Origin of the sequence: Chromobacterium sp. ATCC 53434, from assembly GCF_002848345.1 — a bacterium.
Classification (GTDB): Bacteria; Pseudomonadota; Gammaproteobacteria; order Burkholderiales; family Chromobacteriaceae; genus Chromobacterium.
Genome location: NZ_CP025429.1, coordinates 1,515,652 through 1,536,998, shown reverse-complemented (window position 1 = coordinate 1,536,998; position 21,347 = coordinate 1,515,652). Strand labels below are relative to the sequence as shown.

The 21,347-nt window shown below is 65.8% G+C and carries 16 protein-coding genes and 1 pseudogene; 4 read left to right on the top strand and 13 right to left on the bottom strand.

The window, feature by feature from the left end; translation table 11 throughout:
- Position 1: 1 nt before the first annotated feature.
- From CXB49_RS07305 to hflX, 4 genes and pseudogenes are all read right to left on the bottom strand, one after another.
- Positions 2-1,354 carry a type I secretion system permease/ATPase gene (locus tag CXB49_RS07305; RefSeq protein WP_369826572.1) on the bottom strand — a complete coding sequence of 451 codons (1,353 nt, stop codon included), beginning with the start codon at positions 1,352-1,354 and terminating at the stop codon, positions 2-4.
- A gap of 27 nt (positions 1,355-1,381) precedes the next feature.
- A complete protein-coding gene (locus CXB49_RS07300; protein ID WP_101706528.1) occupies positions 1,382-2,428 on the bottom strand; it encodes an IS630 family transposase in 1,047 nt (348 codons plus the stop codon).
- Positions 2,429-2,472: 44 nt separating this feature from the next.
- Positions 2,473-3,264, bottom strand: a pseudogene (locus tag CXB49_RS07295) (ABC transporter transmembrane domain-containing protein); the annotation flags it as partial.
- A gap of 523 nt (positions 3,265-3,787) precedes the next feature.
- Positions 3,788-5,176: a GTPase HflX gene (gene hflX / locus CXB49_RS07290; protein ID WP_101707776.1), complete on the bottom strand. Its 1,389-nt coding sequence runs from the start codon at positions 5,174-5,176 to the stop codon at positions 3,788-3,790.
- A 168-nt stretch (positions 5,177-5,344) separates the two neighbouring features.
- Between hflX and CXB49_RS07285 the strand changes: the two genes are divergently transcribed.
- Together CXB49_RS07285 and CXB49_RS07280 are read left to right on the top strand one after the other, a co-directional pair.
- Entirely contained in the window at positions 5,345-6,607 is a 1,263-nt protein-coding gene (locus CXB49_RS07285; RefSeq protein WP_199406796.1) for a DEAD/DEAH box helicase, read from the top strand.
- Between the two features lie 319 nt (positions 6,608-6,926).
- On the top strand, positions 6,927-8,084 hold the full coding sequence (locus CXB49_RS07280) for an RHS repeat-associated core domain-containing protein (protein ID WP_101707775.1): 1,158 nt from the start codon (positions 6,927-6,929) through the stop codon (positions 8,082-8,084).
- A 59-nt stretch (positions 8,085-8,143) separates the two neighbouring features.
- Here CXB49_RS07280 and CXB49_RS07275 read toward each other — a convergent pair whose 3' ends face one another.
- The 4 genes from CXB49_RS07275 to CXB49_RS07265 form a co-directional block, all read right to left on the bottom strand.
- The gene (locus tag CXB49_RS07275) at positions 8,144-9,889 is read right to left on the bottom strand and encodes a methyl-accepting chemotaxis protein (RefSeq protein WP_101707774.1); all 1,746 of its coding nucleotides are present in this window, start codon (positions 9,887-9,889) and stop codon (positions 8,144-8,146) included.
- Between the two features lie 47 nt (positions 9,890-9,936).
- Positions 9,937-10,293 carry a hypothetical protein gene (locus CXB49_RS23305; RefSeq protein WP_158300657.1) on the bottom strand — a complete coding sequence of 119 codons (357 nt, stop codon included), beginning with the start codon at positions 10,291-10,293 and terminating at the stop codon, positions 9,937-9,939.
- Positions 10,294-10,524: 231 nt separating this feature from the next.
- A complete protein-coding gene (locus tag CXB49_RS07270) occupies positions 10,525-10,947 on the bottom strand; it encodes a DUF1801 domain-containing protein (RefSeq protein ID WP_101707773.1) in 423 nt (140 codons plus the stop codon).
- Between the two features lie 359 nt (positions 10,948-11,306).
- On the bottom strand, positions 11,307-12,554 hold the full coding sequence (locus CXB49_RS07265) for a TIGR03862 family flavoprotein (protein WP_233492974.1): 1,248 nt from the start codon (positions 12,552-12,554) through the stop codon (positions 11,307-11,309).
- 263 nt (positions 12,555-12,817) lie between these two features.
- Here CXB49_RS07265 and CXB49_RS07260 point away from each other — a divergent pair, with 263 nt between their 5' ends.
- Positions 12,818-14,446, top strand: coding sequence for a methyl-accepting chemotaxis protein (locus tag CXB49_RS07260; protein ID WP_233492973.1), 1,629 nt, complete (start codon positions 12,818-12,820; stop codon positions 14,444-14,446).
- Between the two features lie 162 nt (positions 14,447-14,608).
- A complete protein-coding gene (dbpA, locus tag CXB49_RS07255; protein WP_101707770.1) occupies positions 14,609-15,991 on the top strand; it encodes an ATP-dependent RNA helicase DbpA in 1,383 nt (460 codons plus the stop codon).
- A 67-nt stretch (positions 15,992-16,058) separates the two neighbouring features.
- Here dbpA and tauD read toward each other — a convergent pair whose 3' ends face one another.
- The 5 genes from tauD to CXB49_RS07230 all read right to left on the bottom strand — a co-directional run bounded on the left by tauD (position 16,059) and on the right by CXB49_RS07230 (position 21,312).
- Complete coding sequence (tauD, locus tag CXB49_RS07250; RefSeq protein WP_101707769.1) at positions 16,059-16,892, bottom strand: taurine dioxygenase; 834 nt, start codon at positions 16,890-16,892, stop codon at positions 16,059-16,061.
- Between the two features lie 20 nt (positions 16,893-16,912).
- Positions 16,913-17,752: a taurine ABC transporter permease TauC gene (tauC, locus tag CXB49_RS07245; RefSeq protein WP_101707768.1), complete on the bottom strand. Its 840-nt coding sequence runs from the start codon at positions 17,750-17,752 to the stop codon at positions 16,913-16,915.
- Positions 17,749-18,534, bottom strand: a complete 786-nt coding sequence (gene tauB / locus CXB49_RS07240; protein ID WP_101707767.1) for a taurine ABC transporter ATP-binding subunit — start codon at positions 18,532-18,534, stop codon at positions 17,749-17,751. The genes tauC and tauB overlap by 4 nt, the downstream gene beginning before the upstream one ends.
- Before the next feature lie 2 nt (positions 18,535-18,536).
- Positions 18,537-19,526 (bottom strand): taurine ABC transporter substrate-binding protein, encoded by a 990-nt coding sequence (gene tauA, locus CXB49_RS07235; protein WP_101707766.1) that lies wholly within the window; start codon positions 19,524-19,526, stop codon positions 18,537-18,539.
- A 169-nt stretch (positions 19,527-19,695) separates the two neighbouring features.
- Complete coding sequence (locus CXB49_RS07230) at positions 19,696-21,312, bottom strand: methyl-accepting chemotaxis protein (RefSeq protein WP_101707765.1); 1,617 nt, start codon at positions 21,310-21,312, stop codon at positions 19,696-19,698.
- Positions 21,313-21,347 lie beyond the last annotated feature (35 nt).

Sequence of the window (21,347 nt, the reverse complement as noted above, 5' to 3'; positions counted from 1 at the left end):
CTTATCCTTGCTGCAGACTGTGGAGGTGGGCGTAGTAGCCGCCCGTTTTTTGCAGCAGCTCGGCATGGCTGCCGGCCTCGACGATGACGCCCTTGTCCATCGCGATGATGCGATGGGCGCCGCGCACGGTGGACAGCCGGTGGGCGATGATCAACACGGTGCGGCCCTGGCAGATGGCGCGCATATTGCGCATCACCGCGCGCTCGGATTCGTAGTCCAGCGCGCTGGTGGCCTCGTCCAGGATCAGGATGCGCGGGTTGCCGACCAGCGCGCGGGCAATCGCGAGGCGCTGGCGCTGGCCGCCGGACAGGCTGGCGCCATGCTCGCCAACCACGGTGTCGTAGCCCTCGGCCAACTCCATGATGAAGTCGTGGGCGCCGGCCTGCCGCGCGGCGTGAATCACCGCCTCCAGCGGCATGCCCGGGTCGGACAGCGCGATGTTCTCGCGCACGCTGCGGTTGAACAGCAGGTTTTCCTGCAACACCACGCCGATCTGGAGCCTGAGCCAGGCTGGATCGGCCAGCGCCAGGTCGTGGCCGTCGACCAGCACCCGTCCCGCTTCCGGCACGTACAGTCGCTGCACCAGCTTGCTCAGCGTGCTCTTGCCGGAACCGGAGCGGCCAACGATGCCCACCACCTCGCCGGCGCCAATCTCCAGGCTCAGCGTGCGCAGGATCTCCGGGCCGTCCGGACGGTAGCGGAACCGCACTTGGTCGAACTCGATTTTGCCCTGGATGGCCGGCAGCGCCGCGCGGCTGGCCGGCAGCTCGGTGCGGGTGTTGAGGATGTCGCCCAGCCGCTCCACCGAGATGCCCACTTGCTGGAAGTCCTGCCACAGCTGGGCCAGCCGCACCACAGGCGCCGCCACCTGGCCGGCCAGCATATTGAAGGCGATCAGCTGGCCGACCGACAACTCGCCGCCGATCGCCAGCTTGGCGCCCAGCCACAGCGTGGCCACCGTCACCAGCTTCTGGATCAGCTGCACGCCGTTCTGGCCGAGATTGGCCAGCCGCGTCACGCGGAAGCCTGCGGCCACATAGGCGGCCAGCTGGGTGTCCCAGCGCCGCGTCATCTGCGGCTCCACCGCCATCGCCTTGATGGTGCCGATGCCGCCGACCGCCTCGACCAGGAAGGACTGGTTGTCGGCGCCGCGGGCGAACTTCTCGTCCAGCCGCTGCCGCAGCAGCGGCGTCAGCAGCGCCGACCAGATGGCGTAGCACGGCAGCGAGATCACCACGATCAGCGTCAGCCAGCCGCTGTAATAGAACATCACCGCCAGGAACACGAAGGAGAACAGCAGATCCAGCACCGTGGTCAGCGCCTGGCCGGTGAGGAAATTGCGGATGCTATTAATCCGGCAGTCAAATACCGTACAGAAAGCTCATGCCGCGTAGCGGATTTTTTCATGCCGGAAGTACGACCGGATTCTGGCCGGCTGCTTCTGCAATGAGCGTAAATGGGACAGCACTTTCCCTTGAAGTTGACCGTCTGATCGAACCGGCTCACCTGCGCTCATTCTGGCCTTCAGGTCGCCGTTCAAGTATTCATCCGGGTTCAGTTCCGGTGAGTAGCTGGGCAGGAAGAACAACTCAATCGCCTTCTTGTTCTCTTCCTCCTCCAACCATGCTTGCACCAGCTTGCTGTGATGCACGCGCAAGTTGTCGAGGATCAAGAACACCTTCTTGCCGCCAGCATCACGGATCAGCCGCATCAGAAACTTGATCAGCACCCGGGCCGTCAAGGTCTCCCGGTACAGCATGAAGCGCATCTTGCCTTGGTTGGTAATGGCCGAAATCAAGTTGATGCGCGCTCTTTTCGATTGGGATAACACCAGAACTGGGGTTTGGCCTTTTGGGGCGTAGCCACGCGGAAAGTGCTCAACACTCGACACCGCCGATTCGTCGCCCCAGCTGATTTCAGCCATTTCCGCTTTGGCACGCGCGACGATAGCCGGGTATTCCTCCTTGAGCCATTTCTCGACTGCTGCCGGTCGCTGCTCATAAGCGCGTTTGAGCGGGCGCTGCGGCGTAAAGCCCCAGCGGGCCAAGTACAGACGGACAGTACGGATCGGCAGATCGATCAGAAACATCTGCTTGATTACAGCCTTGACCGCCTGAGCACTCCACAGGGCAAACCTCAGCTTCATCTGGTCTGGCGTGCGATCCACGATGTCCTGCTTGATCCGGGCTTCCTGCGCCTCGGTCAGCCGACGGCCGGTGCCTTCGGCGCGACCGCGCTTCTGTTCTTTGAATCCCTGCGCACCTAGTGCTGCCTCACGCACCACCCAGGCGGAAATGGTGGGGCGGCGCAGCCCGAGTTCTTCGGCAATACTGGCTTGAGACCGGCCTCGCTTGTACATCCGGATAGCGGTACGCCTCAGCTGCTCACGGGCGGCCAGTTCAAGCTTGCGCACATCGATTTTTTCCATGCCGGAAGTATACAATCTGTACGGATTATTACTGCCGGATTAATATCCAGCTCGCGCACCCGCGCCACCGTGTCGCCAACCCGCCGCGCCTCGTAATAGGCCAGCGGCAGCGCCAGCAGGTGACGGAACAGCCTCGCGCCCAGCTCCACGTCGATGCGGCTGGTGGTGTGGGCGAACACGTGACCGCGCAGCGCCGACAGAATCACGTTGAACACCGACAAGCCCAGCAGGCCGACGGCGATCACGTCCAGCGTGTTGAAGGCGCGGTTTACCAGCACCTTGTCCATCACCACCTGGAAGAATAGCGGCGTCACCAGCGCGAACAGCTGCAGCGCGAAGGACACGCCCAGCACCTCCAGCAGCAGCTTGCGGTACTTGACGACGGCCGGCACGAACCAGGTGAAATCGAACTTGGCCAACGCCCCGGCCGCCGACGCGCGCGAAGCCACCGCCAACAGCCGGCCGTCGTAGCGCGCCGCCAACTCGTCCAGGCTCAGCACCATCGGCCGGCCCTGTTTCAGATCGTGGATCAAGACCTTGTCGCCATCGCAGCGGGCGACGATGAAGTGTTCGCCGTTCGATGCCAATGCCAGCGCCGGCAGCGCCATCAGACCGAGGCGATCCAGCGGCTGGAGGACGATTCTGGCCTTCAGTTCCAGCTGCCTGGCGGCGAGGAGGAGATCGGTTTCGGAAAACGATGCGGCGGAATAGCCAAACTGGTGGGAGAGTTGCTCGGGATCCGCGGCGATGCCGTGAAACTGGGCCAACAGCACCAAACCTAACAGACCATGGTCTTGTTGGCTGTTTACGGCCCCAGTCGGTATGGCGGTTTTCATAAAACACACCACGAGCAAGATGTGAATGCTCACATCCTTTAATAAAATGACTTACCGGTCAAAATTCATCATTCAACATTGATGGCATTTGTTGCAAAACCATCAATGACTGACCAGACATACAACCACTACCAATTACCCAATCTCTAGAATTAATTATAATGCTCCGAATATTGCGCTTACTGCCAAACCTCCTCAAAGCGCGAGAGACCTTGAATTTCCTGATCGCACAAGAGCCATCGCTTTACCGAGACAGTAAAAATTGGCTCTTACATGTTCATCCAGACTCCATGATCAAACTGCCTCCAAAATTGGCTTATGTCATTATTTCCTTTAATGAATAAAGCCAACAGATCCGCCTTTGCAATTAAATTAAGAATCGTCCCAAATTATTTCATAACCCGGATGGCAAAACACCATGGACCCGATTTTGACCAAACACTACCGGAAAATAAAAAAAGCCTTCCCGAATCGGGAAGGCTTTTTACACGCGCTGCCGCTCTACGACAGGCGTCGGGGGTCGTCAAACCTCCCAGTACTCCTTCTCCCTGCCCTGCGAGCCGGGATTGAGCTGCTCGCGCAGGCTGCGCAGCTTTTCCGGTTCGCCGCGGACGCGGAAGCGGCTGCCTTCTTCGTCGGCATGCTCTTCCAACACCTGGCAGTGGCTGTAGATTTCGCCGCGCAGCTGTTGCGCCGACCACGGCAGCAGCAGCTCGTCCTCCACCAGATCCTGCTGGAAGAAAGAGACGATGGCCGCGTGCAGGCTGGACACATCATCCGGCCGAAGCGCGCTCATCACCACGCAGCCCGGGTAGCGTTGTTGTAATTCCGCCGTCCAGACGGCCTGCGCGGCTTCGTCGCCGACATGGTCGATCTTGTTGAACACGCGAATGCGCGGCAGCTCGTCGGCGCCGATTTCCTTCAGCACCTCGTCGGTCACTTCCAGCTGGCGCAGGAAACCCGGATCGCTGGCATCGATGGCATGCAGCAGCAACGAGGCGTCCAGCGCCTCTTCCAGCGTGGACTTGAACGAGGCCACCAGGCCGTGGGGCAGGTTCTTGATGAAGCCTACGGTGTCGCTGACCAGCACGCGCGGCACGCTTTCCGGGTACAGCACCCGCACCGTGGTGTCCAGCGTGGCGAACAATTTGTTGGCCACCAGCACCTCGCTGCCGGTCAGCGCGCGCATCAGCGTGGACTTGCCGGCGTTGGTGTAGCCCACCAGCGATACCCCACCCAGGCCCATGCCCTGCCGCTCCAGGCGGCGCGCGCGCTGCGTCTTGCGCTCCAGCTCCATCGCGACGATTTCGCGCTGCAGCTCGGCGATGCGGTCGCGCACCTTGCGACGGTCCAGCTCGGTATGCGATTCGCCGGCGCCGCGGCCGCCCATGCCGCTGCGCTGCCGGCCTTGCGGGCCGGCCAGCTTGGCCGCCTCACGCAGGCGCGGCGCCATATAGCCGAGACGGGCGATTTCCACCTGGGCGCGCGCCGCGCGCGAGCGGGCGTTGCGATGGAAGATCTCCAGGATGACCATGGTGCGGTCCATCACCTCGCAGCCGACGGCCAGCTCCAGATTGCGCGCCTGCGACGGCGAGATTTCGTGGTCCACCAGCAACGCGTCGATTTCCACGGCGCTGGCGTCCATCTGCTGCGGGTCGTCTTCCAGCTCGTCGCCGCGGATGCCGCGTTTGACGAACATGCTGATTTCTTCCAGCTTGCCCACGCCCATATAGGCGGTGCGGTCGAAGCTGTTGCGCTTTTGCACAAAGGTCTGCACCACCTGGAAACCCAGGGTCTTGGCCAGCTCGCTCAGCTCGGTGAGCGAGGCCTCGAACTCGACATCGCTGACTTCCGGCAACTGCACCGAGGCCACAATGGCGTAGCGGGGCTTCTCTTTGACTTCAGTTTGCATCTACGGATGGCTTTACTTGTTGGATGACAGAGCCCAGATAGTACTCGCAAACGCCGTTTCCCGCTGGCAAGTTGCGCGTCTTCCTTGACCGGACGGCCGCCGCCGCCGATACTCGTGCCGCTTCTGGCCGTCAGGCCCCTACTTTTTATTCAATAGTTGTCGTCATTCATGCCATTTACTTCGCTGGGCCTTCAGCCCGACCTGGTCCAGTCCGCCCTGGAGCAGGGCTATATCCAGCCCACCGCCATTCAGAACGCCGCCATCCCCGCCATCCTGCAAGGCGGCGACGTGCTGGCCACCGCGCAGACCGGCTCCGGCAAGACCGCGGCCTTCTGCCTGCCGTTGCTGCAGCAATGGCTGGCCAGCCCGCGCGCGATGCTGCGCCAGCCGCGGGCGCTGGTCCTGCTGCCCACCCGCGAGCTGGCGGCCCAGGTTGGCGATATCCTGCGCGATCTGTCCCAGGCGCTGCCGCGCAAGCTGAAAGTGGCCGTGGTATTCGGCGGCGTATCGATCAATCCGCAGATGATGGCGCTGCGCGGCGGCGCGGACATCGTGGTGGCCACGCCGGGACGCCTGCTCGATCTGCTGGACCACAACGCGCTGCGCCTGTCGTCGATCAAGACCCTGGTGCTGGACGAGGCCGACCGCCTGCTGGACCTGGGCTTCGCCGACGAGCTGGGCAGCGTGATGGCCCGTCTGCCGCCGTCGCGGCAGAACCTGCTGTTTTCCGCCACTTTCCCGCCGGCGGTGCGGGCGCTGGCGGAGACGCTGCTGAGCGAGCCGGCGCGGATAGACATCGAACAGACCGCCGACACCGCACCGGACATCCTGCAGCGCGCCATCGAAGTGGATGTCGACAAGCGCACCCTGCTGCTGCGCCACTTGCTGCAAACCCGCGACTGGGACCGAGCGCTGGTCTTCGTCGCCAGCCGGCAAGCGGCCGACCGGGTGGCGGACAAGTTGCAGCGCAACGGCGTGGCGGCCGCAGCGCTGCACGGCGATTGCAGCCAAAGCCAGCGCGGTCAGGTGCTGGCCGATCTGAAATCGGGCCGCTTGCGGGTGCTGGTGGCCACCGACGTGGCGGCTCGCGGCATCGACATCGCCCGGCTGCCGGTGGTGGTGAACTACGACCTGCCGCGCTCGCCGGTGGACTACACCCACCGCATCGGCCGAACCGGCCGCGCCGGCGCCAGCGGCGAGGCCATCAGCTTCGTCAGCGCCGACTGCGCCGCCCATTTCCGCCTGATAGAGAAACGCCAGCGGCTGGAACTGCCGCGCGAGCGCATCGCCGGCTTCGAACCGACCGAGGCCACCATCCCGGCGGCCTCGCTGGTGGACCCGGATGGCAACGGCGGCATCAAGGGCAAACGCAAGAGCAAGAAGGACAAGCTGCGCGAAGCCGCGGCCCGCCAGCAGGCCGACGAAAACTAGAACCGGCGATGGCCTGCATCACGGTCCACCTGAAATTCGACAAAGCGGTCTCAACAATGGGCAAGGCAAGCGATGCGGTCAGCGCTCCCCTACCGGCAAACACGCTTGCATCGCTGCTCCCAGGCAAGCCGATGGCTGGCGCATGCCTGGCATCCTGAACCGGGGGAAAATCCCCCGCGAGCCCGGGCTTTGAACCATCAGCCAGCACGATGCCGGCTGATGGTTTGTTCAGACCTTGCTTAAAATGCCCCCCGCTCGCCTTTCTCCCGATACCGCCCTGATACCTTGAAAACCTGTATATCCCACTGGCGGGACGGCGATGAATGACTGCGGGCTGGGTTTCAATGGCGAACGGCTAGACCCGTTGAGCGGCGCCATGCATTTGGGCAATGGCTATAGAGCGTACAGCCCGGCGCTGCAGCGCTTTCACTGTCCGGACACGATGAGTCCGTTCGGCGCCGGCGGCATCAATGCCTATGCCTATTGCGCTGGCGACCCGATAAACCGGGCCGATCCGTCGGGACATATAAGCAGCCATGGCATCATCAGCATCGTCGCCGGCGCGATCGGACTGGCGCTGGCACCATTGACGCTGAGCCAGTCGCTGAGCGTGGCAAGCTGCATCCTCGCCGCCCTAGAAACCGCCTCCGGCGTGATGGCGATATTGTCCGGCACGCTTGAAGATACGGATCCGAAGCTCTCGTCGACACTGGCTTGGGCATCTCTCGCCACCGGCTTGCCATCGCTGGGCATCGGCATGGCCACAAGCGGGTATCAGTTGCTGAGCAAAGGGATAAGCTCGCTGGCAGGGATGAGCCAAAGGCTGGCGAAGATCCGGTCAGTGGGACTCAGCGGACGTGGGACCCAAGGCGCCGCGGTCGCGATGGCCAGGGTCGTTCCGCTGGGCGAGCATGGGGAGGCGATGCAATCGATCATCACCTCCCATGATATCGCCTATCTGGGCTTCAGCAGCCGGGAACTCAGGGACTCGGTCGTCGCCTATAACGGCGTCCCGAACCGACCATGGTATCTGGACGTATTAACGCACTCCGGGCCAGACGCCAACGCGGCCGGCCAGACTCGCGTGCCCATCAACGACTACAACCTCGACGCCTTGCAGCTACACCATACCCTTCTGGCAAATTACAGGGATTACGACACCATAACGAGCGTCCGGATCATCGGCTGCCATATCGGTAATGAAATCGACGGCGAAGCGTCTTTCGCTGCGCAGCTCAGCGCTCATTCAGGACGTCAGGTTGTCGGCTATCTCGGCACGGTAAGGACTCATACGCCGCCGAAACTGTTCGACTATCTTGGAAACACCGCCTATCAGCAGTTCGTCATGTCCAGGTATAACTATCCGCAAATGAACGGGCTTCTTCGCGCCCGGCTGGCCACGTTCAACCAAGCAGATCGAACCATTCGCATCGACAATGCCATTCCCATCACTTACGCCCCGCAGTCTGACACATAGTGGAGACCGCCGTCCCGCAGCAAGACGGCAGCGGCCAGGCCGGCGGCTGACGGCCCCGGTCAAACGCGAAAGCGTCCCACCACTTCCTTGAGCCTGAGGGCGTGCTGGTTCAGATCGTCCAGTGTCGAGCTGGCGGCCTGGGCCACTTCCGACGTGGAACGGGTCATGCCGTTGATGTTCTCGGTGGTGTGAGCGATATTACCGACGGCGGTGGACTGCTCCCGCGTGGCGTGGGTGATCTGCGTGAACGTCGCCACCACCTGCTGCATCAAGCCGCCGATGTTTTCGATCTCGCTGGCCGTGCTCTGGGCCAGGTTGACGCTTTGATCGACGGTGCTGCGGGCCTGCTGCATGCTGTTGACGGTGCCGGCGGTCTGCTGCTGCATGCCCTGGGTCATCGTGGTGATCTCGGTCGTGGCCTGGGCCGTGCGCTCGGCCAGCTTGCGCACCTCGTCGGCCACCACGGCGAAGCCGCGGCCCTGCTCGCCCGCCCGCGCGGCCTCTATCGCGGCGTTCAGCGCCAGCAGATTCGTCTGGTCGGCGATGTCCTTGATCACGCCGACAATCGAGCTGATCTCCTCCGAATGCTTGCCAAGGGAGTGCAGCGTCTCGCCCAGCGTTCCCATCGCCTGGGACAGCTTGCCCACCTCGGCCGATACCTGCTGCATCGCCTGGCGGCTGCGCTCGGCGCTGTCATTGGCCTGGGAGATGATGGCGTTGGCGTCGGAGGTGGTGTCGGCGACATGGGTCACGCTGACGGTGATCTGTTCGATGGTCGCGGCATTGGAACTGATCGCCTGGTTGACCTGCTCGGCATCCGAACTGATGCGGTTGGTGGTCTGATGCAATGAACCCATCGCGCTGACCAGCTCGCCCGCGTTGTTGTTGACCTCGCCGATCAGCCGGCGCAGCCGCTGGTTCATCACGCCGATCTGGCCCAGCGCGCTGTGTTCCGGCGCGCTCGGCACCGCCACCGTCAGATTGCCGGAGGCGATTTCCTGCAGCACCTGCTCGATCTCGTTCACCGAACCACCCAGCTGGGTATGCAGTTGGCGCCGGCCCAGCAGGATCAGGAACAGGATTTCACCAACCAACAGGATGATGGTGACCAGGAACATCAGCTGCGCATTGGACAACCTGTCCCGCGCCTGCTGCAGCGCCGCATTGGTGCGCTGGTCCAGCAGGACGAAGAAGTCGTCGATCGGCTTCATGATCTTGGCCTTGTACTGGTGGTATTCCTTGCTGTGCACCAGTTTGCGGGCCAACTCCATGTCCGGCTGTCCGCTGGCGGTGTAATTGCCCTGGGCGTCGGCGAACTTGCCCTTCACCGCGTTCATCGCCTTCACCTCCAGATTGACCAGGCCATCGGAATTGGCCTGCGCCTCCTTCAGTTTGGCGAACTCGTCATCGGTGAAGCCGGCCTGCTTCATCAGACTCTGCAGCGGCACCGTCTCGCCATCGGGCCGCGGCTTGTCCTGGCCCGCCGCGACGAAATCCCAGTAGATGCGGTTGTACTCCTGGGGCCGCGGCGCCTTGCCGTTGCGGATGTCCAGCACGCGGTTGTACTGCTGCTCGTAGGATGGATCGCCGGTGACGACATAGGTGCGCCCCAGCCGGGTCAGATCGTCCGAGCTCTGGCGCAATTCCGAGGCCAGCAGATAGGAGCGATAGCGGTTGTCGCTGGCGTCGCTCATCGCGTCAACCGCCTGCCGCATCGACATGAAGGTGTACACCACGCCGATGAAGGTCAGCGCGATCAGGACCAACAGGCCGTTGATCGCGAGATTGCTGCGAAAGTTGTTCATCGAGGAGTCTCCTTGCGATGCGGTCCGCCGCCAGGCTTGCGGCGGGATCAAAAATGGGATGCCGGCCCGGCCGCCGTTAGATGAGGCTGGCCGGCAAGCGGACGTGGGGGGAAGGCGTCATCGGCGCGAGTCGGGGAAACGCGCCTTGGCCGCCGCATCGATTCCGCGCAGCCATCGCCTTTCCCGGCGATGGACACCGGGGCCTTGATGGAACGCGTCTTGCGTTGTGTGGAAACTTTAGACAAATAGATCGAGAGACAGGTCCGCCTCGCCATACCGGCGAGGCAGGCATGAAGCGCCGGCGCCCGGCGCGATTTGAAGCCATTGATGCGCAATGCGCGCCGCGACAGCGCGGCCATCAGGCCCGCATCCGCGGCCAAGCAAAATTTGATGCCAGATATCATGCCCCGCCCACCTCATGCCCAATCGTGGGATACGCCCTCCAGGGGCTGGTTTGATACTGTTATAGGTATTAATACGAGTATTACAAACCATGCCACTCACATGGCCATCGGCGTGATCCCGCCTCCCGGCGGGGCATTCGGGACGGACCGCCGCCGAGCCTTTGCCGAACAAGACAGCCTCCTTGTCTCGGACGTCGGCACTCCCCAGCCGTGACCGGGCCTGCGCTCTGATCAAGCCTGGCCGGTTTTCGCCCGCTTCGGCCTTGCCTTGCCAGCTGACAGATTCAGCGCGATCGCGGCGCGGACCAGGGCCTGGAACGCCTCCGCGTCCACCTCCTCGCCGTCGCGGATATCGATCGCGCGCCTGGCGTTGCCGTCCAGGCTGGCGTTGAACAGCCCGGCCGGATCGTCCAGCGAGGCCCCCTTCAGAAAGGTCAGCTTCACCACCGACTGGTACGATTCGCCGGTGCAGACAATGCCGCCATGCGACCAGACCGGCGTGCCCATCCACTTCCACTCCTCAACGATGTCCGGGTCCGCCTCCCGAATCAGCCGGCGCATCCTGCCCAGCACCTCGCCGCGCCAGTCCCCCAGCTCGGCGATTCTCGCGTCTATCCGCGCCGACGCGGGCGCTGTCGAATCAGGCTGTTGCATCGTCCCTCCCGTGGAGAACCCAAACGGCGGCATGATGACCTGTGTCGCACCCATGCCTCTGCATCATTGGATAATGGACGTCGCCAATCGATGATGCCAGTCATCGCCATTGATGCCGGGGGTCTCGGACGCCGGTGTCCGCCACTACCCCTGCGAATTCAAACCGAAAAAGTATTCAGCAGCAGGCGCCGCCATCGGCCCAGCGAAAGGAAACGCGGAAGCTGGCGCAGCACGCTCCACAGGATTGGCGGTGTTTCACCGATGGCAAGCAAGAAAAACCGCTTGCGAATCGCATCCGGAATGGGCCAGAAACACCATCCGGATTTTCCGTCACCTCCGATCGCCGTCCTCCGGCGAAACTATCTGGATTCGCCCCGCGCCAGCCAGTCGGCGATGCCCTGCCCCGCCGCGCGGCCGCTGGCGAAACAGGCGGTCAGCAGGTAGCCGCCGGTCGGCGCCTCCCAGTCCAGCATCTCGCCGGCGCAGAACACGCCGGGCAGCGCGGTGAGCATCTGCCGCGCATCCAGCGCGGCGAAACCGACGCCGCCGGCGGTGCTGATCGCTTCGTCGATGGGCCCCGGCGCGGTCAGCGTCAGCGGCAGCCGCTTGATCGCGGCGGCCAGCGCCGCCGGATTCTGGAACGACTCCTTGTCCAGGCACTCACGAAGGATGCCGGCGCGCGCGCCCTTCAGGTTCAGCCGGCTTTGCAGATGGCTGGACAGCGAGCGCGAACCGCGCGGGTGCGCCACTTCGGCCAACACCCGGGCCTCGTCCCAGGCCGGGATCAGGTCCAGATAGCAGGTGGCGGCGCCGGCGCGGGCGATCTCGTCGCGCAGCAGCGCCGAGCAGGCGTAGATCAGACTGCCCTCGATGCCGTTTTTGGTGATCACGCATTCGCCGACGCGCTTGAATTCGCGACCGTCGCCGCCCAGGAAGGACAGCCCGACCGATTTCAGCGGCTCGCCGGCGAACTTGTCGGCGAAGAAGTCGCTCCAGTCGGCGTCGAAGCCGCAATTGGACGGCGACAGCGGCGCGGTGGCGACGCCGCGCTCGGCCAGCCACGGCAGCCAGCGGCCGTCCGATCCCAGCTTCTTCCAGCTGCCGCCGCCCAGCGCCAGCAGCGTCGCGTCGGCGCGCACCGCCAGCTCGCCGTCCGGCGTGTCGAAACGCAGGGCGCCGTCGGCATTCCAGCCCTGCCAGCGATGGCGCACGTGGATGCGCACGCCGGCCGCGCGCAGCCGGCCCAGCCAGGCGCGCAGCAACGGCGCCGCCTTCATCTCGCGCGGGAAGACCCGGCCGGAGCTGCCGACGAAGGTCTCCACGCCCAGGTCGTGCACCCAGGCGCGCAGCGCGTCGGCGTCGAAACCGTTCAGCAGCGCGTCGATCTGCTCCGCGCGCCCGCCGTAGCGGCCGACGAAGGCCGGATAAGCTTCGGAATGGGTGATGTTGAGCCCGCCTATGCCTGCCAGCAGGAATTTGCGGCCGACGGACGGCATCGCGTCGTACACGTCCACCGCGTAGCCGCGCTGCGACAAGACCTCGGCCGCCATCAGGCCCGCCGGTCCGCCGCCTATGATGGCGACGCCGCGCCCCATTCCGTCATTCATGCCCATTCCTTGTATTTCCTGTCCCGATTCCGCCATCGCCGTGGCGGCAAGGGCGCGATTGTTGCAGAAATCGGCGCCGAACCCAAGCACAGCATAGCCCGCCGCTGGCAAGGCCAATCCGCCGATTGTTTGATCTGCGCCAATGGCGCGTCCGCGCGCGCCACTAGAATCCCCATGGCATGCCGGCGCGGCGCCTCTCCGGCGTCCGCGCGGCGCGGACACACGACAACAAAGGAGACGGGGCCGCCGCCCCGGCAGCGATGATGAGAAAATTTTCCGACTGGCCGATCTGGCTGCGGCTGACCGGCGCGATCTGGACCTGTCTGGTGCTGGCCTGGGGCGGACTGATAGCCTGGGAGACCCAGGCCAGCCGCGACATCGCCGTGGAGCAGGCCAAGGACCTGGCGCACAGCATGAACGAAATGACGCTGGCCGGCCTGACCGGCATGATGATCACCGGCACCGTCGGCCAGCGCGACGTGTTCCTGGACCAGATCCGCGAGCTGGCCGCGGTACGCGATCTGCGCGTGATACGCGGCGACGCGGTCAGCAGACAGTTCGGCCCCGGCAACGCCGGCGACAAGGCGGGCCCCGCCGACGAGACCGAGCGCGCCGCGCTGCGCGACGGCAAGCCGCGCATCGCGATCGAGTCCACGCCGCAGCTGGGCGAGCATCTGCGCGTGGTCTACCCGGCGCTGGCGTCCACCAAATACCTGGGCAAGAACTGCCTGGCCTGCCACCAGGTGGCGGACAAGACGCCGCTGGGCGCGGTCAGCATGAGAATTTCTCTGGAGAAGCCCTACGCGGCGGTCGAGGCCTTCCGCACCCGCAGCATCCTGTTCGCGATGTTCGCCTCGCTGCCGATGCTGGCGGTGGTCTATCTGTTCATCCGCCGCTTCGTCACGCGGCCGCTGCAGGACATGGCGCGGGGCCTGGCCGAGCTGGCCGGCGGCGAAGGCGACCTGACGCGCCGGCTGCCGGAACGCAGCCGCGACGAGATCGGCACCACCGCCCACTTGTTCAACCGGATGCTGGGCACGGTGGCCGGTCTGGTGCGCCAGGTGGGCGCCAGCGCCGACGCGGTGGCGCAGGCCTCGCGCCGCCTGTCCGACGGCGCCGGGCAACTGGCCGCCAGCTCGCACCGGCAGAACAGCCAGTCGCAGGCGGCGGCCGAGGCGGTGGACCAGCTGGCCGCCCATATCGGCGAAATCGCCGGCCAGGCCGAGCACGTCAGCAGCGGCGCCGAGGAAAGCCTGCAGCGCTCGGAACAGGGACGACAGAGCCTGCACCGGCTGCAGCGCGAGGTGGGCCAGGCGGAAAGCGCGGTGCAGCTGATGGCGCAGGCGGAAAACGAGCTGGCCAGTTCCACCGCGGTGATCACCCACATGACCAAGCAGGTGCGCGAAATCGCCGAGCAGACCAATCTATTGGCGTTGAACGCCGCGATAGAGGCGGCGCGCGCCGGCGAGCAGGGCCGCGGCTTCGCCGTGGTGGCCGACGAGGTGCGCAAGCTGGCCGAGAAGTCGGCCAAGTCCGCCAGCGAGATCGACGCCGTCACCGGCGCGCTGAACGGCAAGACCGACGCGGTGCGCCAGGCGGTCAGCGCCGGCCTGCAGTCGCTGGAGGCCAGCCGACATTCCACCGACAGCGTGGCCGGCGTGCTGGACGCGGCCAACCGCTCGGTGGCGGCGGTGCGCAGCGGCCTCAGGCAGATCGTCGAGGTGACCGAGCAGCAAAAGCTGAGCAGCCAGACCGTCAACGAAAACATAGACGCCATCGCCGAGATGGCGCGCACCAACGACCAGGACATCCAGCAGACCGTCGGCGCCGCCGGCGAGCTGGAGGCGCTGGCCAGGCGGCTGACCGACTCGGTGTCTCGCTTCAGGGTATGAGCGGGCGGGCCGGCAAAAACGGCGGCATCTGTTAAAACTAGAGAGGAAGACCACAGCGCCCGGCTCCACCGGGCTTTTTTCACGCGAAATGCGCCGGGCATTTGGCCGCGAGCCTCACTGCTGTTACACTGCCCAGCCTTTAGCCAACCGCGCCAAGTCATTGTGAAACCAGCCGCTTTTTCCACCCTGCCCCTGCCCGCCCCGCTGCTGTCCAACCTGGACAGCCTGGGCTACCACCAGATGACCGCCATCCAGGCCGCCAGCCTGCCCGCCATTCTGGAAGGCCGCGACCTGATCGCCCAGGCCAAGACCGGCAGCGGCAAGACGGCTGCGTTCGGACTGGGCCTGTTGGCCAGCCTCAACCCGCGCTGGTTCGGCGTGCAGGCGCTGGTGATGTGCCCGACGCGCGAGCTGGCCGACCAGGTGGCGCAGGAAATCCGCCGCCTGGCGCGCGCCATCGACAATATCAAGGTGGTGACGCTGACCGGCGGCACGCCGATGGGTCCGCAGATCGGCTCGCTGGAGCACGGCGCCCACATCGTCGTCGGCACGCCGGGCCGGCTGCAAGACCACCTGTTCCGCGAGACGCTGAACCTGACCGGCGTGAAGACGCTGGTGCTGGACGAGGCGGACCGGATGATAGACATGGGCTTCATCGAGGAGATCGTCGGCATCGTCCGCGCCTGCCCGAAAAACCGCCAGACGCTGCTGTTCTCCGCCACCTATCCGGAAGACATCCGCAAGGCCAGCGGGCAGTTCCTGAAAAACCCGGTCGAAGTGAAGGTGGAGTCGCTGCACACCGCCGACCACATCGAGCAGTGGTTCTACAAGGTGAAGCCGGAAACCAGGCTGGAGACGGTCACCCGCATCCTGCGCCACCTGCGCCCCACCTCGGCGCTGGCCTTCTGCAACACCCGCGAGCGCTGCAAGGAACTGGTGCGCGAATTGCAGGAACAGGGCTTCAACGCGCTGACGCTGCACGGCGATCTGGAACAGCGCGAGCGCGACCAGATCCTGCTGCGCTTCGCCAACAAGAGCGCCACCGTGCTGGTGGCCACCGACGTGGCGGCGCGCGGCCTGGACATCAAGGAACTGGATCTGGTGATCAATGTCGACGTCACCCACGATCCGGAGGTGCACATCCACCGCATCGGCCGCACCGGCCGCGGCGAGCAGCACGGCCTGGCGCTGACGCTGGCCACCGACAGCGAGGCCAAGCGCCTGGTGCAGATCGAAAACTACCAGCAGGCGGACCTGACCTGGGCCGACGTGGAAGAACTGACTCCGGCGCCGGGCGGCCCGCTGCTGCCGCCGATGGTGACGTTGGAGATCGCCGGCGGCAAGCGCGAGAAGCTGCGCCCGGGCGACCTGCTGGGCGCGCTGACCGGCGAAGCCGGCTTCGTCGGCAGCCAGATCGGCAAGATCAACATCTTCGAATTCGCCAGCTTCGTCGCGCTGGACCGCGCCATCGCCGAACAAGCGCTGGCCAAGCTGTCCCAGGGCAAGATCAAGGGCAAGCAGTTCAAGATGCGCTTGATCGGCTGATCCGCGCCGCCGTCGAAGAAAAAGGCCATCCCCGGGGATGGCCTTTTTGCTTGCCGCGCGGGCGAGCCTAGAACGGCCGGTCGCCCAGTATCGTCGCCCGGTGCATCACCCGCCGCGCCGGCCGGTAGTCGTCCACCGCGTAGTGTATCGTGCAGCGGTTGTCCCAGAACGCCACGTCGCCGGCCTGCCAGCGCCAGCGCACCGAAAACTCCGGCCGCGACTGGTGAGCAAACAGGAACTGCAGCAGCGCGTTGCCCTCGCCGTCCGGCAGTTCGTTGATGGCGATGGTGAAGCCCTCGTTGACGAACAGCGCGCGGCGGCCGCTTTCCGGGTGGATGCGCACCAGCGGGTGGCTGACAGGCGGATGCTTGCGCCGCGTCTCGTCCCAGCGGCGGCGGTCGTCGTCGGTCAGGCCGTAACGCGCCAGCGGAAAGGACTTGGCGAAATCATGGACCGCGCTCAAGCCTTCCAGCCTGGCCTTCAGGCTGGCCGACAGCGCCTCGTAGGCGGCGATGCCGCTGGCCCACAGCGTGTCGCCGCCCAGCTCCGGCAACTGCCGCGCCGCCAGCACCGCGCCCAGCGGCGGGGTTTCGATGAAGGTGACGTCGGTGTGCCAGATGGCGTTGTCCCGCAGGTCCACCGCGTCGGTGTCCAGCACCACGATCTCGCGCGCGTCCGGATGCTGCGGATAAATCGGGTGGGTGTGCAGATCGCCGAAGCGCACCGCGAAATTGCGCTGCTGCAGCGGCGTGATGTCCTGGCCGCGGAAAAACAGCACCTGGTGGCGCAGCAAGGCCTCGTTCAGCGCGCGCCGCTCGGCGTCCTCCAGCGGCCGCGCCAGGTCCATCCCCTCTACCACCGCGCCCAGCGCCGGGCTCAGGCGGGTCAATTGCAAACTCATCAGAGTCTTCTCCTTATTATTTAGTCTTCTTGTCCGTACCAAGGCGCCAGCCGGCGCTGCAACGCGCGCAGGCCCAACTCCAGCGCGAAGGCCACCGCGGCGATGACCAGGATGCCCAGCACCACCACGTCGGTGGCCAGGAACTGCGCCGCCGACTGCACCATGAAGCCCAGGCCCCGGGTGGCGGCCACCAGCTCCGCCGCCACCAGCGTGGACCAGCCGGCCCCCAAGCCGATGCGGATGCCGGTCAGGATTTGCGGCAGCGCCTCCGGCAACACCACCAGCCACAACAACTGTCCGCGGCCGGCGCCCAGGCTTTGGGCCGCGCGCAGCCGGCTGCGACTGACGCCGGCCACGCCGTGACGGGCGGCGATCGCCACCGGCGCCAGGATGGCCAGGAAGATCAGCAGCACCTTGGACAACTCGCCGATGCCGAACCAGATCACGATCAGCGGCAGATAGGCGAGCGGCGGCACCGGACGGTATGCCTCCAGCATTGGATCAAGCAAGCCTCGTGCCAGCGCGCTGCGCCCCATCAACGCGCCCAGCGGCACGCCCACCGCCACCGCGGCGGCCAGCGCCAGCGCGATGCGTTGCAGGCTGGCCGCCAGGTGCTGCCACAGCGTGGCGTCCATGAAGCCCTGGCCGGCCACCGTCAGCAGCTTGGCCCACACCGCTTCCGGCGTCGGCAGGAATAGCGGCTGCACCCAGCCGCTGTGCGCCAGCAGCCACCAGCCGGCCAGCATCGCCGCCAAACTGGCCGCGCCGGCGCCCGGCCGGGGCAGCTTGCGCGGCGCCCCGTCCTCCCGGCTGGAGACGGACAGCAGCTCCTGCTCCGCCGTGGTTTCGACGCCGCTCATGACCAGGCCTCCGTCTGGCGCTGGGCGAACACCTCGGCCAGCACTTGCTCTCTCAGCGCGATGAAGGCCGGATCGGACTTGATCGCCCGCGCGCTTTCGCCGGCGCGCCAGCGGCGGCTGAACGGCGGCCGCAGCGTCTTGACGACGCGGCCCGGCCCCGGCGACATCAACACCAGCTCGGTGGCGAGGAACAACGCCTCCTCGATGTCGTGGGTGATCAGGAAGACGCTGCTGCCCGACTCGGCCCACACCTTCAGCAGCAGCTGCTGCATCTGCTCGCGGCTGAAGGCGTCCAGCGCGCCGAACGGCTCGTCCAGCAACAACGCGCCGGCACGGACCGCCAGCGCCCGGGCGATGCCGACGCGCTGCCGCTGCCCGCCGGACAGCTGCCACGGATAGCGCGCGCCGGCGTCGGCCAGGTCCACCCGCCGCAGCGCCTCGTCGGCGGCCTCGCGGCGCGCCGCGCGCGCCACGCCTCGCAAACGCAGGCCGAAGGCGACGTTGTCGCGGGCGCTCAGCCACGGCAGCAGCGCATGCTGCTGGAACACCACCGCGCGCTCCGCACCAGGGCCGGCCACCGGCGCACCGCCAAAGCGCACGCTGCCGGAATCGGGAAACTGGAAACCGGCGAACAGATTGAGCAAGGTGGTCTTGCCGCAACCGGACGGCCCCAGCGCCACCGTCAGCTCGCCCGGCCCCACCTCCAGCGACACCTCGGCCAGCGCCGGCCGCGCCTGGCCCGGATAACGCACCGACACCCGGTCGGCAATCAGGGCGGCCATCGCTACCTCGCCGTCTTGACGAAGCGATTGGTCACGTACGGGCCGTAGTCCGGCTGCAGCGCCTCCACCTTGCCCTGCGCCTTCAGAAAGGCGGCGGTCCTGCCCACCGCCGCCACGAACGGCGACTGCAACAGCGCCGTCTGCTCGTCGCGGCTCAGGAAGCGGTTGCCGTTCAGGCCGGCCACCACGTCCGGCGCGGCGGCGCCGGTCAGCCGGCTGATCTTGGCGATATGGCCGGCATTGGCGGCGAAGGCCCGCGGATCGGCCAGATAGCCGGCGATGGCGTCCAGCGACACCTTGGCGAAGCGGGCGACGAATTCCGGGTGGGCGGCGGCGAAGTCCTTGCGCACCACCCAGATGTCGTAGGTGGGCGCGCCCCACTTGGCCACCTCGGCCGAGCTTGTCAGCACCTTGCCGCCCCCTTTGATCCGGCCCAGCGCCGGGTCCCACACATAGGCGGCGTCGATGTCGCCGCGCTGCCAGGCCGCCGCGATCTCGCCGGGCCGCAGATTGAGGATCTTCACACGGGCCGGATCCACGCCCCAATGGCGCAGCGCCGCCAGCAGGCTGTAATGGGTGGTGGAGACGAAGGGCACGGCCACCTTCTTGCCCACCAGGTCCCGCGGCGTGGCGATGCCGCTGCCGTTTCGCGCCACCAGCGCCTCGGCGGCGCCGATCTCGTCGGCCACCAGGAAGGTCTCTATCGGCAGGCCGCGGCTGGCGGCCGCCGCCAGCGGGCTGGAGCCGATATTGCCGATGGCCACGTCGCCGGAAGCCAGCGCGGCGATCAGGTCGGCGCCGCTGTCGAACTTGCGCCAGTTGATGCGGCTGCCGGTGGCCTTCTCGTAGACGCCGTCGGCCTGCGGAATCTTGGTGGGGTCGATGCCGGTCTGGTAGCCGACGGTGACGGCGTCGGCCGCGGCGGCGAAGCCGGCCGCCAGCGACAAGGCGGCGGCGACAAGCAGGCTGAACGAGGGGAACGGTTTTGCCATGGCGGTATCCTACGGGGGTCAACAGGTTGCAAACGCCAAGCCAATCTAGCAAGCCACCCCGGCTCCGCTAAGCAATTAATCATGGTTTGCTTATCCGTTTTTACGCAAACCAATGAAAACAGGGCCTCGCGGCCCTGTCGAACTTCCCCGAACTTCCTTGTTATATGGTTCAGACCTGGTACTGCGCCACCGTCTGCTGAATATGGCCGGCCTGCTCGCGCAGCTGGCGCGCGGAGCTGGCGGAGTCGGACGAGGTTTTGGAATTGGCCTCGGCCATCTGCGCGATCTGCTCCACCTTCTGCGCGATGATGTTGCTGGCGCTGCCCTGCTCGACGATGCTGTCGGAAATCTCGCCTATCAGCATCACGCCGTGCTCGGAACTGGTCTTGATCTGCTGGATGGCCTCGCTGGCGCCGCGCGCCCGCTCCGCCTCCTGATTGACGCGGTCCACCACCTGCTGCATGCCGCTGACGGCCGCCTGCGTGCCCTGCTGCATCTTGTCTATCACCGCGGAAATCTCGGTGGTGGAGCTGGCGGTGCGCTCGGCCAGCTTGCGCACCTCGTCGGCCACCACCGCGAAGCCGCGGCCCGTCTCGCCGGCCCGCGCCGCCTCTATCGCCGCGTTCAAGGCCAAGAGATTGGTCTGGTCGGCGATGTCCTTGATCACGCTCAGCACGGTGGCGATGGTGACGCTGTCGTCGCGCAGTTTGCCGATGCGGTCGGCCGCGTCGCCGACCGACGCCGCCACCGCGCTGATGCCGTCCACCGTGCCCATCACCACGCCGCTGCCGCGGTCGGCGACCTCGCCGGCGTCGCGCGCCTGCAGATTGGCCTCGCGGGCGCGGTCGGCCACATGGTTGATGCTGACCGTCATCTGCTCCACCGCCGCCGCCATCGCCGACGCCGATTCGCTCTGCGTCACCGAGCTGTCGGCGATGCTGCCGGACGAGTCCGCCATGCTGACGATGGCGCCTTCCATCGCGCCGACGCTGTGGCGGATTTCCTGAAAGCTCTGCTGCAGCCGCCCCATCAGCTCGTTGAAGGCGGAGGCCGTCTTGCCTATCTCGTCCATCCGTCTCACCGGCGCGCGCAGGCGAAAGTCCAGCGAGGTGCGCACCGACTGCATCGTGTTCAGCATCTGCGACAGGCTGCTGCGGATGTTCAGGAACAGCTGGCCGCTGAGCCAGCCGCACACCGCCACCACTAGCGTGATCAGCAAGATGGACTGCCACAGCGCCGCGTCGTAGGCGGCGGCGTTTTCCACGCTCAGCGTATCGGCCAGCTTGTAGTTGAACTCGATATGGTCGATCAAGGCCTGGTTCAGCGTCTTGGCCTCGGCCGCCATGTCGCCGGTCATCAGCTTGTCGGCCGCGGCCACGCTGCCGGCGGCGGACAGTTGCATGTATTTTTCGCGTTGCTGGCGGTACAGCTTCATGCCGTCGCGGTCCACGCCCAGCAGCTTGCGGTCGTCGTCGTTGGAAATCAGCTCTTTCTCGTACCTGTCCAGCGCGGCGTCGAAGCGCTTGTCCAGATCGCCCAGCGACGCCAGCTGGGCCGCCTTGGCCGCCGGATCGGACAAGGCCACGCTGCGCGCCAGCGTCAGCCGCATGTCGGCCAGCGCCTCCTTGGCGTCGTCCAGCGTATGGATGCTGGGGAAGGTATTGATCTTCAGATAATCGAAACGCCCGTCCGCCTGCTTCTGCTGCCACACGCCCTGGATGCCGATCAGCAGCATGGCGATCAAGGCCAATGCGGTCGTCAGCAGCAATCTCTTGGTAATGCTCATGTCCGACTCCTCGATAAATCATCACGCGGCCGATT

Coding starts and splice junctions, on each gene's coding strand:
- CXB49_RS07275 (WP_101707774.1), bottom strand. CDS start 9,889: ATGAACAACTTTCGCAGCAATCTCGCGATCAACGGCCTGTTGGTCCTG.
- CXB49_RS07285 (WP_199406796.1), top strand. CDS start 5,345: ATGCCATTTACTTCGCTGGGCCTTCAGCCCGACCTGGTCCAGTCCGCC.
- CXB49_RS07280 (WP_101707775.1), top strand. CDS start 6,927: ATGAATGACTGCGGGCTGGGTTTCAATGGCGAACGGCTAGACCCGTTG.
- CXB49_RS07270 (WP_101707773.1), bottom strand. CDS start 10,947: ATGCAACAGCCTGATTCGACAGCGCCCGCGTCGGCGCGGATAGACGCG.
- CXB49_RS07230 (WP_101707765.1), bottom strand. CDS start 21,312: ATGAGCATTACCAAGAGATTGCTGCTGACGACCGCATTGGCCTTGATC.
- CXB49_RS07265 (WP_233492974.1), bottom strand. CDS start 12,554: ATGAATGACGGAATGGGGCGCGGCGTCGCCATCATAGGCGGCGGACCG.
- tauA (WP_101707766.1), bottom strand. CDS start 19,526: ATGGCAAAACCGTTCCCCTCGTTCAGCCTGCTTGTCGCCGCCGCCTTG.
- CXB49_RS07260 (WP_233492973.1), top strand. CDS start 12,818: ATGAGAAAATTTTCCGACTGGCCGATCTGGCTGCGGCTGACCGGCGCG.
- hflX (WP_101707776.1), bottom strand. CDS start 5,176: ATGCAAACTGAAGTCAAAGAGAAGCCCCGCTACGCCATTGTGGCCTCG.
- tauC (WP_101707768.1), bottom strand. CDS start 17,752: ATGAGCGGCGTCGAAACCACGGCGGAGCAGGAGCTGCTGTCCGTCTCC.
- tauB (WP_101707767.1), bottom strand. CDS start 18,534: ATGGCCGCCCTGATTGCCGACCGGGTGTCGGTGCGTTATCCGGGCCAG.
- tauD (WP_101707769.1), bottom strand. CDS start 16,892: ATGAGTTTGCAATTGACCCGCCTGAGCCCGGCGCTGGGCGCGGTGGTA.
- CXB49_RS23305 (WP_158300657.1), bottom strand. CDS start 10,293: ATGATATCTGGCATCAAATTTTGCTTGGCCGCGGATGCGGGCCTGATG.
- CXB49_RS07300 (WP_101706528.1), bottom strand. CDS start 2,428: ATGGAAAAAATCGATGTGCGCAAGCTTGAACTGGCCGCCCGTGAGCAG.